Genomic DNA, 11,856 nt, shown 5'->3' on the forward strand with positions numbered 1-11,856 from the left:
TCCCTTGGTTACCAATGACAAATCGTTTTTTATTACATTAATACCAGAAAAATCTCAAATGTCCATTTTTTTCTGGTGTAAAATTAAAAGATTAACCAGCTAGCAGAAAAAGGCTGTCAGGGGCCTGTCCAAGGGAAATAAAAAACAGGAGATCATTTTATGAGAATCACCATTGCGTACAACCTTCGGACAGATAATACAGAAGCAACAGCTGAACTTCTTACTGATGCAGACATAAACAGAATACATGAGGCGATCAGCAGTCTTCACCACTCGGTGACAGTGGTCGAGGTGTCTGGTAAACCCAATGACGTTATTGAACGCCTGATTGAGAGCGAACCTGATCTTATTTTTAATCTGGCAGAAGGAACCATCGGGAGTTCCAGGGAGGCGTTTTATCCGGGACTATACGAGCAAATGGGTATCCCGTTTACCGGCGGCAATGCCTCTCTTCTTCATCTCAATCTTGACAAACATCTTGCGAAAACCGTTTTGTCCAATCATGGCGTCAATGTGCCGAAAGGTATTTTGGTTACCGGCAAAGACTTTAACCTGCCTGATGATTTGCAGTATCCCCTGATGATTAAACCGAATTCAGAGGGATCAAGTAAAGGTATAACCCAGGATTCAGTCGTTGAAACCAGAGATCTTGCCCTGACCAGAATAAACCGTCTTTTAAATCATTATCCTGCTGGCCTTGTTGTTGAAGAATATATCGGAGGCCGGGAGCTCAGTATTCCCTTTCTTGAAAGTTATCCGGGAAAATTACTCGACGTGGTTGAACATACCTTTGATCTTAAGAAGATCGGGGGAAAATATAATATTTACGACTATGATATGAAACAGGGCGGAGAAGCCGCTGAACCAGTCAATGTTGTCTGTCCTGCCAATATCAATGCAGATGAAGAAAAAGCTGTGAACAAGATGGCTCGGGAGGTGTTTGATATCATGTCCTGTCCTGATCTCGGACGGGTGGATATTCGCTTGCATACAAACGGAACGCCTTATTTTATTGAGCTAAATCCTTTGCCCAGTCTTCACCCGGATGCCTCACTTATGACCGCTGCCCGTTCGCGCGGCCTTGAATTTCGAGATGCCCTGCGTTTAGTGATACGTTCAGCGGCCCGTCGCTATGGTATTCCGATCAGATCTGCCAAGCAAACAAAAAAGGCTGATATTGCCTTTGAAAATCCACGTCCCGGTGCCAGGGAGCTGGGCATGCAAATCGGCTGGATGACTCCCGGAGTACATAATGCCATCACAGATGTGAAAGGTGTTCGTGTCGGCCATGTTTCACGATTTGAAGATGATGTTCAGATTCCGGGGCAAACAGAGAAGAGCAATATCCGCACCGGTGTTACGGCAATTATGCCTGCCGGACGTGCCTATGCGAACAGGATTGCTGCTGGTGGCTTTATATTAAACGGTGTCGGTGAAATGGCAGGTTTAACGCAGGTGATTGAAACCGGTTGGTTGGAAACGCCGATACTGTTAACCAACTCACATTCTGTGGGCCGGGTTCATGCTGGCGTGGTCAACCACATGCTGAAAAAATATCCACGTCTTGGTACAGAAACCGACGTGGTCCTGCCGGTTGTCGGAGAAGCTGACGATTCCTTTTTAAATGATGTTCGGGTGGGAATATGTTCGGCCCAGGATGCTGTGAAGGCTATGGAATCAGCATCCTCGGGTCCGGTGCAGCAAGGATCTATAGGTGCTGGCACGGGAATGACAAGTTTTGATTTTGCCGGGGGCATTGGCACTTCATCACGTATTATTACTGTGTCAGAAGGAAAGGCATTTACAGTGGGCGTTCTTGTGCTTTCCAATTTCGGGAAAATGCGTAACCTGACAATTGATGGTGGTGTTGTGGGCAGAAGCCTTGACAGGGAATTTGATCAGACAGGACGTCGCACAGTATCAGAAGGCTCAATCATTGTTGTTGTTGCTACAGATATTCCACTGATCACCAGTCAGCTTAATCGGGTTGCCAAACGAGCGGCTCTGGGCCTCGGGCGTACGGGTTCTTACGCCGCTGCAACCAGTGGGGAGATTATTCTTGCTTTCAGTACTGGTAACCGCAAGCCCCGGGTGAATACTTCCAAAAGTAACTTTATCACCTTAAAATTGATCTCAGATAATTACATTGATATGGTTTATGAAGCTGTTGTCGAAGCCACTGAAGAGGCGGTGATAAATGCTATATTCTGTTCCAATGGAATGAATGGACGGGAACAGCGCTGGTGCCCGCCTGTTCCGCATCAACGTATTCTTGAATTATTGAAATAAACTACCCCGCCCCTCAAGGGGCGGGGGATGAAACGCAATAAAGGGGAATAATCTCATGAAAGTCATTGAAAAGTATAACGACAGTTTGCACAATCCGTATTGGAAATATCAGCTTGGGCCAGAGACATATGAGGTCAAGGATACCCCGCTTCGTGTTGAATCCATCAAAAAAGCCCTTCGTTCTGATGATCGCTTTGATTTTATAACGGCACAGCAATTTCCCGAACGCTTTATTGCACGGTTGCATCCGTACCACGATTATATCCTGAATACAGCTTCAGGGTTAAAAGATGATGATGAAGAATTTTATCCCGACCTTTTTCCTGGAGAGAACGCAAATCTCAGGAAGAAAGTTGACTCACCTCTTTGGGGCGGCATATGGTGTACAGATGCTGTGACACCCATAAAAAAGAAGACATATGAAGTGGCCCGTGCCTCTGCTGAAACTGCACTGACCGGTGCGGAATTGCTTCGAAAAGGGCAGGAACAAACAGTCTATGCCTTGTGCCGACCTTCGGGACATCACGCAGGCCCCCGTGTCTTTGGCGGGTATTGTTATTTTAATAATGCAGCTGTTGCTGCCGAGTATTTATTACCGGAAGGGAGAGTTGCTATTGTAGACATAGATTATCATCACGGCAACGGAACGCAGGAATTTTTCGATGAAGTAAAATCGGTGTTTACTGCTTCGATTCATTGCGACCCTACCAATGAATATCCCTATTTTTGGGGGTATGATGACGAAAAAGGAAAAGGTCAGGCTGTTGGTACCAATCATAATGAACCCTTGCCCAAGGAGACAGAAATAGAACAATATAGCGGTGCTGTTGATAGAATAACCTGCAAAGTAAAGGAGTTTAACCCTTGCTTTTTAATTATTTCAGCTGGCTTTGATACGCATAGAGACGATCCTATTGGTGGATTAAAAATTAATACAGAGGACTATATTTCTATAGGTCAGCAGTTTAAGGCCCTGGAAATCCCAACATTGGTCTGCCAGGAAGGCGGATATAATGTTGATGTTCTTGGGCAATGCGTAAAGAGTTTTTTATCGGGGTTCATGTAACAATACCTTCGCCATTCAGCTAACAGACTTACATCCCAACTTGCTTGCTAATTGGGCTATAATACGTGTTCGTGGGTTGTCACTGTAACTCGTTGAGTATAGATAAAAATAATTAAAACTCTGTCCGCCAAATCCCGGACCGTTTTTTAATTTACAGGTCAATTATTAACTCTTTGAAACACTGTAACCTCTGCTGAAAGATCGCCATTCAGAATGGCGAAGGTATTGATGTAACCTGTGTTGTTTATATGATTTGGTGTTATGCGGAGAATCTATAAGAAGATTGCTGTGGTACTCATTATTGTTGCAAGTAGTTGTGAGCTGTATCTTGCTGGCGATATTATCGCATTTTCCATGATTAATAGAACACCTCAAAGCGATGTTGCCATTGTTCTGGGAGCAGCTGTCTGGAAAAATACTCCGTCACCTGTGTTTGAAGAACGGATCAAGCATGCTATTGCGCTTTATCGGCAGGGTATTGTCGCGAAACTCCTGTTCACCGGAGGAGTTGGAAACGGGAAACAGTATGCTGAATCGGAAGTAGCCAGAAACTATGCGCTTAAGCGTGGGGTTAATTCCTCGGATATTCTCATTGAGACTGTATCGAAAACCACACTGCAAAATCTCCTTGAAGCCCAAAGGCTGTTAAAATCGCATGCTCTACACTCTGCAATTCTTATCAGCGACCCGTTACATATGAGTAGGGCGATGGTTATGGCGGAGGATATTGGTCTTTCAGTGGCATCTTCACCCACTTCGACAAGCCGTTACAGGACTTTGAGAACGCAGGCAATGTTTCTTCTCAGAGAGATGTATTTTTATCAGCAATATCTGTTCACTGGGGCGTAATTGGCATGAGCAGTATCTACGTTCTACACAGCTACTCCACTGTCCCGAGAAGGGGCATTACGCCAATAGCTTTTTGGTGATTTATCTCCAGGTAAGTTAGCCTTAACTCATCTTTTTCTCTCTTCATCAGTATTTTTTGTCCAGATTGTCTTGATGTAATTCATTCTATGTGGTAATAAACAAAATTTGCTTAATTTAACGCTTTGGATACATCTGACCGAAGCAAAACGACACACACTCCGACCATATGTCCTTTGGTGTTCCTGATCAGATAATGACAGGGATTGGCACAGGAGTGGAGGTAATAACCATAAAGGAGAAGGAAAATGGCACCAAAAGTTACCATGCGGGAGATGCTTGAGGCTGGTTTGCATTTCGGACATCAGACCCGACGTTGGAATCCAAAGATGAAACCCTACATCTATGGACCGCGTAATGGCATCTATATCATCAACCTTGATGCGACCATGAAAATGTTCCGCACAGCGTTTGGCTATATCAGAAATGCTGTGGCTGAAGGCGGAAATATCATGTTTGTTGGCACTAAGCGTCAGGCCCAGGCTATCATGAAAGAGCAGGCCTCCCGTTGCGGTATGTACTATGTCAACCACCGCTGGCTTGGTGGTATGATGACTAACTTTCAGACTGTTAAGAACTCTGTTGACCGTCTGAAAGCCATTGAGGCCATGCAGGAAGACGGCAGCATCAACCGTTTCCCGAAAAATGAAATCCTCAAGATGGAAAAAGAGCGTGTTAAACTTGAGCGCAATGTTGGCGGCATCAAGAATATGCGTAAACTTCCTGATGTCCTTTTTGTTATTGATCCTCGGAAGGAAGAGATCGCTGTCAGTGAGGCCAAAAAGTTGAATATTCCGGTTGTTGCGCTGACTGATACCAACTGTAGTCCAGAAGGCATTGAGCACCTCATTCCTGGTAATGATGATGCGATTCGCGCCATCCGCCTGATTACCTCGCAGATTGCTGATGCAGTCCTGGAAGGCAAGGCAGAAACCGGGGAAGATGTGAGCAACCTTGATGAGATGGAAGCTGCCATGAGTGGTGAACAGGCTGATGCTGGTCAGGAAGAGCAGGCCCAGCAAGCGTAACTACAAGGTATATAAACTACATCCCTCCCTTTTTTTGGGGGGTAAGAAGGACTGTAGGGGCGAACCAGTGTGTTCGCCCCTTTCTGCTGCTAAAAATTATATTACCGGTACAAAACCGGAAGAAAACATATTTGGAGTAAAAGGAGAAGACAGTGAAAATTACCAGCCAAATGGTCAAAGAGTTACGGGGTAAGACCAATGCAGGCATGATGGACTGCAAGCGGGCCTTGGAAGAGACAGAAGGTGATCTGGAAAAAGCTGTAGATCTGCTGCGCCAGAAAGGTCTTGCTGTTGCTGCAAAACGTGCGGATCGCGCCACTTCTGAAGGAACCATTGAGTGCTATGTACATGCAGGCGGCAAGCTTGCGGTTATGGTTGAGGTCGGTTGCGAGACTGACTTTGTTGCCAAGACCGATGATTTCCTGGCCTTTGCCAAGGATATTGCCATGCATATTGCAGCGGTTGGTCCTTTGGCTATTACCCGGGAAGAGATACCCCAGGATATGGTTGAGCGCGAGCGCGAGATCTATGTTAATCAGGCCAAGGAGTCTGGCAAACCGGACAACATTATTGAGAAGATGGTTACCGGCAAGATTGACAAGTACATTGCTGAGAACTGCCTGATGGAGCAGAAGTTCATCAAGAACCCTGATCTGACTGTGCAGGATCTGCTCAATGAGTTGGTCGCCAAGATGGGAGAGAACATCTCTGTAAAACGGTTTACCCGTTACCAACTCGGTGCATAAGTATTGCGTGGCGTAGGTGCGAACCTCTGTGTTCACCCTTTTATGCCGGGCAGACATACAGGTCTGCCCCTGCAATTCCACCTCTGAAAACGGGGAGTTCCCCGCCACTTTTTTCCAGGTCGCAATGTTATGAAGACCTGGCGTTCAATGCAAGAACTTTCCTGCCAGCGGAGGCGTAGCATATGCAGTTTCGACGAATCCTTCTTAAAATAAGCGGTGAGGCCCTGATGGGCGATGGTACCTATGGTATCAGCCCGGACATGATCAGTTTCGTGGCCCAGGAAATCAAAAAGATTCAGGAACAGGGTGCCCAGGTCGCCTTGGTCATTGGGGCAGGGAATATTTTTCGCGGAGTATCTGGTGCTGCTGGTGGTATGAATCGTGCGGCTGCGGATAATATGGGGATGCTGGCCACGGTCCTTAATGCCTTAGCCATGGAGGATGGGCTGGAGCAGATCGGCGTTCCCTGTCGGGTCATGTCTGCCATTACCATGCGCAATGTTTGTGAACCCTATGTTCGGGTTAAGGCTATTGAGCATCTGGAAAAGAGCAGGGTTGTTATCTTTGCCGCTGGTACCGGCAATCCTTATTTTACCACAGATACTGGCGGCGTCCTCCGTGCTCTGGAGATTGAGGCTGATGTGATGATGAAGGCCACCAGAGTGGACGGCGTGTATGATCGTGACCCGGAAAAAGACAGGAATGCGGTACGCTATGATCGCCTGACCTACACCAAGGTTCTGCAAAAAGAGTTGCGGGTCATGGATGCTGCTGGTATTTCTCTGGCTCGGGATAATAATCTGCCGCTTTTGGTTTTTAATATGAAGCAAGAAGGCAATATTGTCCGGGCCGCTACTGGTGAGGATGTGGGAACCCTGATTACGGCCTGATTCGGTCGTTGTTGTAGGGGCAACGGCGTGCCGTGCCCTTAACCCCCTCCTCTCCTCTACCCTGGTTCCACAATACAATCCGGGATCATTTTTTCTCCTTCTCTTTCCTCTTGTTCGTTGTTGCTTTCCCCCACCGTGATAAATCGGCTCGGTCGATCCTGACAAGCCAGCTCCAGACTGAACCTCGGGTTGCACAGGGCCAGCTCCCGCCGGATTAAATCTGTCACCAGATCAGGGTGATTATTGGTCTCGCTGAGATGGGCCAGCACTACATGCTGGACCTTGGCTGTGCAGAGTTCAACAAGAAAGGTCGCTGCATCGTTATTGGCCAGATGTCCCTGATTGGAACGAACCCGTTGTTTGATATGCATGGGATAAGGGCCGGTATGAAGCATTACAGGGTCGTAGTTTGATTCCAGGATTAATGCGTTACACTGACGGAGACGCTGACGGATCAGGGTGGTGATCTTGCCTGTGTCCGTGCAAGAGGCCACTGAGTTCACGCCGTCTGAGATCAGAAAGCCCACCGGGTCGGCAGTATCGTGGGAGATACGGAAAGGGTGGATATCCAGATCGTTGAGAACAAAGCCAGTGCCGGTTTCAAATTCCCAATACTGATGAAGCTTTTTGATCCGTGTTTCCGCAGCCCGGTGCGTTGCAGGATTGGCATAGACCGGCAGGTTGCAGCGCCGGGAGAGAATCCCGACTCCGCTGATATGGTCGCCGTGTTCATGGGTGATCAGGATGGCATCCAGATCTTCCGGGGAACGATTAATCAAGGCCAGACGGCGGCTGATTTCCTTGCCGGAAAAGCCTGCATCAATGAGAAGACGGGTTGTGCCGGATTCAATAAGGGTGCAGTTGCCCTTGGAACCAGAGCCGAGAACGCAGAATTTCATGGTTGGTCCAGAGGAGGGCAGAGGTGTTTTATAAATAACGTATCCTGGCGCATCAATTTTCTTGACTGTAAAATGGTTTTTGCGGTATATATATCAGCACTTCAGCCGGAGTGGTGAAACTGGTAGACGCACTGGACTCAAAATCCAGCGGGCCTTGCGCCCGTGTCGGTTCGACTCCGACCTCCGGCACCATAGTATATTCCATTCACTTCCGTGAATGTCCATTTTAACCCGCTTGCTCAATAAGTTAGCGGGTTTTCTTTTCTTTTTATTCCGAGTTTGTCTGTTATTTCCCCGTTGATATCATTCCTTTTGGATGGATCAATTTTTTGAAATTTCACCCGAAATCAATCTTCGGTAGCCCCTCCACAATATCCACGGTCTGCACGCTCACATTGATGACACTGAGCAGCACATCCAGAATATAACGCGGGTTGCCGACCTCTTCGGCCCAGTCGTTGGGGTCGTTGGTGATGCCGCTTTTCTTGTCGGTCTTGACCTGATAGCGTTCCATGATCCATCCCACGGCGGATTTACCGTTGACCGCGTACTGATAGGCTTTCCCCGGTATATCGGAAAGGGTTATTTTGCTATTGTACAGGATACTGTCCTGTTGCCCTTTCTTGGGGAAACGCATTTTCTCCACCCGGAAAAAGCCGCTGTCCGCTCCTGTCACGGTTACCTCTTCGCAAGGGGGCACGGCCTCATAGTTGATATGCAGATCAGCCAAGGCCCGGCCCGCTTTGCTGAAGGCCCAAAAATCGGCAGCCTTATCAAGCAGGGGCAGGCGGGGCAGCATCTTTTTCAAGTCGTTGGCAAAGGCGGTGCGGTATTCCGGGCTGTGCAGGATGCCGTACACGTAATAGAAAATATCTTCCTTGGTTACGCTTTTGCCGTACTGCTTCTTTGCCCGTTTGAGGATGAAATCAGACAGACCGTCTCTGCGGATGTATTCGGAATCGTTGCTGCTGAACAGGTCAAGTTGCTTTTCCTGGGGTTTTTCGTACCAGTAGAGGGGGAAGCATTGACTGCCACCATTTCCATATTTGGTAAAGCATAAGTCAGGAATAGAATCAGATATTAATGTTGAAAATCCTAAATTGCCTTCTCCGGTAATACAAATCACCCGATTATCCAGTTCAGGAGATGGAAAAAGCTTCGGAATTTGGTATAAACGGTTATTCCAATCGTTATTAAAATAATAATGCTGTTTTACGAATGGTCTATATAAAGCTGTAACTATATCATCATTAACAAATTGATGTGCTATCTTTTTCTCCAGATGTTTTTTGGTTTCGTATATCCAAGAAATCATCCTATTGCTGAAATCAACAAAATTGTCGGCTGTCAAATTTGGATTACTTTCCTGAGCAGTTATATATCCTTCAAGTTCTTTATTATATATATCAATAGATGTCTTCATGCTGTTCTGAACAGTTTCTCTACTGAAATTATATACCCATGCGTCCCGATTGGATTTAACCCCATTACTATAATATGGTTGAAAAAACGAATTTGTTTTCCCTTTCTTGTCTCCCAGCGGAATAAAATTGGCAAACGCATCATTGCGCCGGTTGATCCAGTCTCCATGCTCGTTAGGCTTGAGAATCCGCCACGGCATGGCCGAACTGCCGACCGAGCGAAATTCTCTGATGATCTTCAGCTTTTCCTCTCTGCTCAGATAATCCCCGATATCATGGTAATGAATGACCGCTTTATCCTGCTTTGCTTTGGGATTTTTTACCAGCAGAGTGACTGAAACAGGGGTGCGTGAACCGCTTCCAAATACGTTACCGGCTTCTTTTTTTCTCAATTCCCCCTGGGTTCTTGCGTTTCCCCGCAGATTGAACAAATAGACAGCGGAGAATTCCTTTTCCAGGCATTTACGAAATCCATCCGCACTGTTGCCGTCCAGCCATGCCCCGTTGGACACAAAGGCGATAATCCCCCCGTGTTCCGGGTCTAAACGGTCGGTACTCCAGCGAAACGCCTTGATATAGGAATCATAGAGAGAGTTCTTGTTTGTGGCCGTGGTGGCCGCTGCATAGGTTTCCGAAATGCGTCTGTTCAGTTGTTTATACTCCTGATTCTGCGCATTATCATTGGCTGATTTCTGGCCCACGGAATAGGGAGGATTGCCCATGATGACCCGGAGCGGGGCCTTTTTCTGTTCCTCCACCCGTTCCGAATTCTTCAGCATCATCTCGGAAAACAGTTTTTCGCTGCCGTCGCTCTCTCCCAACTGAAAGGTATCGGTCAGACAGATGCCGTCAAAGGGCGTGTATTCCTCGTTCCCGGCTGCATCGTGATAGGCGTTTTCAATGTTCACGGCAGCGATATAATAGGCCAGCAATAAGATTTCATTGGCGTGCAACTCATGCCGGAATTTGCGGGGCAGGTTGTCCTGATCAATCAGGCCGCTTTGCAGTAAACGGGTAATAAAGGTTCCTGTCCCTGTGAAAGGGTCAAGGACATGCACGTTTTCATCGGCAAGGCTGCGCTTGAATTCTTTTTTCAGCACATCGTCCACCGAATGAATGATGAAGTCTACCACCTCCACCGGCGTGTACACAATGCCCAGCCGTTCCACCATCTTCGGAAACGCGGTTTTAAAGAACTTATCGTACAGCTCAATGATGATCCGTTGTTTTCCTTCGGCGTTGTCAATCCCGGAGGCCCGCCGCCGCACGGAATCATAAAACTTTTTCAGGGCTGCGGTATCCTTTTCCACGGCTGCCCCGGCTTCCAGCAGGTCAAGCATGGACTGCATACCCACGGAAACAGGGTTGTTGCTCACAAAGGAATAGCCTTCAAACAGGGCCTCAAACACCGGTTTTGTTATGATGTGCTGGGAAAGCATTTCCACGGCTTCCTGTTCGGAAATGCCCGGATTGATGTTATTGCGCAACCCGGTGAGAAAATCGGCAAAGGCTTTTTCATGGCTCCTGTCATCGGCTCGTAAACGGTTGATCCGCTCCACCTGCCGTTCGGCAATCCGCCCCACGCTCTTTGCCCACTGCTCCCAATAGGTACGGCTGCCTACCTTCTTGACCATCCGGGCATAGATAACCCCTTGCAGCTCCGCAAACTGCAACCTCAGCTGTTCGTACTTATTTTGCCCTGTTTCATATTCCGGGCGGGCTTCACCGGTGGACAGCGGCAATGCTCCCCCGTCATCAAGGGGATAATCAGGCCGCCCGACCAGGATATTATCCGGCTTTTCCCGGTTCAGGTCTATCTTGTTGACTATGGCGTTGAACCGGTCGTCATGGGCACGCAGGGCGTTCAACACCGTCCACACCACCCGGTACCGCTCGTTGTCGTCAAGGGCCTTGTCCGCTTCCATAAACGAGGGCACCACCACGGGAATGATGATATAGCCGTACTGCTTGCCCGGTGCTCTGCGCATCACCCGGCCCACGGACTGCACCACATCCACCTGTGAATTGCGGGCGGACAGAAACATGACCGCATCCAGGGTGGGCACGTCCACCCCTTCACTCAAACAGCGTACATTTGTGAGAATGCGGCATTCATTGCTTTCCGTATCCGCCTTGAGCCAGCTCAACAGCTCATCCCGTTCCGGGGCTGACATGGTGCCGTCAATATGCCGGGACGCAACCGACACCATGCGCTCTTTCCGTGCTTCGGGCAGGTCGTCAAGATAGACCTCTGCGGACTCGTTAAAAATGCCGGTAATCTTTTTTGATTCCAAAATCTTCGGGCAGAAGGCCACGGCCCGGCGCATGGGTTCCGGGTCGTTCGCTCTGATGCTCCCTTCATCCTAATGGCACGACTTTAAGGCTTGGCCTTTATGAACGAGTTGTATTTATTGAGAATTCAGAAAATTAATTTAGCCACAGATGTCATAACATATTGACACGGCTATTGATTTCTTGTAATAATGAAATTTTCACATCAATAAGCTACAGAGAGACATATGACATTTTCAAAACCAATCAAAAAAATCGGTCACCAAATTAACAAGCTAAAAGCCCGCTTCTGTCAATC

At 47.7% G+C, this 11,856-nt stretch carries 8 protein-coding genes and 1 tRNA gene; 7 read left to right on the top strand and 2 right to left on the bottom strand.

Going from position 1 to position 11,856, the window contains the following annotated elements; genetic code table 11:
• Positions 1-159 precede the first annotated feature (159 nt).
• From L2082_RS15510 to pyrH, 6 genes are all read left to right on the top strand, one after another.
• Complete coding sequence (locus tag L2082_RS15510; RefSeq protein ID WP_446011059.1) at positions 160-2,289, top strand: P1 family peptidase; 2,130 nt, start codon at positions 160-162, stop codon at positions 2,287-2,289.
• Between the two features lie 55 nt (positions 2,290-2,344).
• Entirely contained in the window at positions 2,345-3,355 is a 1,011-nt protein-coding gene (locus tag L2082_RS15515; protein WP_446011058.1) for a histone deacetylase family protein, read from the top strand.
• Between the two features lie 261 nt (positions 3,356-3,616).
• Entirely contained in the window at positions 3,617-4,204 is a 588-nt protein-coding gene (locus L2082_RS15520; RefSeq protein ID WP_446010029.1) for a YdcF family protein, read from the top strand.
• 326 nt (positions 4,205-4,530) lie between these two features.
• Entirely contained in the window at positions 4,531-5,310 is a 780-nt protein-coding gene (rpsB, locus tag L2082_RS15525; protein ID WP_446010030.1) for a 30S ribosomal protein S2, read from the top strand.
• A 152-nt stretch (positions 5,311-5,462) separates the two neighbouring features.
• Complete coding sequence (gene tsf / locus L2082_RS15530) at positions 5,463-6,056, top strand: translation elongation factor Ts (RefSeq protein ID WP_446010031.1); 594 nt, start codon at positions 5,463-5,465, stop codon at positions 6,054-6,056.
• Positions 6,057-6,238: 182 nt separating this feature from the next.
• The gene (gene pyrH, locus L2082_RS15535) at positions 6,239-6,946 is read left to right on the top strand and encodes a UMP kinase (RefSeq protein WP_446010032.1); all 708 of its coding nucleotides are present in this window, start codon (positions 6,239-6,241) and stop codon (positions 6,944-6,946) included.
• Between the two features lie 56 nt (positions 6,947-7,002).
• Here pyrH and L2082_RS15540 read toward each other — a convergent pair whose 3' ends face one another.
• A complete protein-coding gene (locus L2082_RS15540) occupies positions 7,003-7,845 on the bottom strand; it encodes an MBL fold metallo-hydrolase (protein ID WP_446010033.1) in 843 nt (280 codons plus the stop codon).
• Between the two features lie 104 nt (positions 7,846-7,949).
• On the opposite strand from L2082_RS15540, the gene L2082_RS15545 reads away from it, so the two are divergent.
• Positions 7,950-8,037, top strand: a tRNA-Leu gene (locus tag L2082_RS15545).
• 145 nt (positions 8,038-8,182) lie between these two features.
• Here the strand turns inward: L2082_RS15545 and L2082_RS15550 are convergent.
• A complete protein-coding gene (locus L2082_RS15550; protein ID WP_446010034.1) occupies positions 8,183-11,560 on the bottom strand; it encodes a type ISP restriction/modification enzyme in 3,378 nt (1,125 codons plus the stop codon).
• Positions 11,561-11,856 lie beyond the last annotated feature (296 nt).

This window comes from Candidatus Electrothrix sp. (genome assembly GCF_052785085.1).

Coding starts and splice junctions, on each gene's coding strand:
- L2082_RS15510 (WP_446011059.1), top strand. CDS start 160: ATGAGAATCACCATTGCGTACAACCTTCGGACAGATAATACAGAAGCA.
- L2082_RS15515 (WP_446011058.1), top strand. CDS start 2,345: ATGAAAGTCATTGAAAAGTATAACGACAGTTTGCACAATCCGTATTGG.
- L2082_RS15520 (WP_446010029.1), top strand. CDS start 3,617: ATGCGGAGAATCTATAAGAAGATTGCTGTGGTACTCATTATTGTTGCA.
- rpsB (WP_446010030.1), top strand. CDS start 4,531: ATGGCACCAAAAGTTACCATGCGGGAGATGCTTGAGGCTGGTTTGCAT.
- pyrH (WP_446010032.1), top strand. CDS start 6,239: ATGCAGTTTCGACGAATCCTTCTTAAAATAAGCGGTGAGGCCCTGATG.
- L2082_RS15540 (WP_446010033.1), bottom strand. CDS start 7,845: ATGAAATTCTGCGTTCTCGGCTCTGGTTCCAAGGGCAACTGCACCCTT.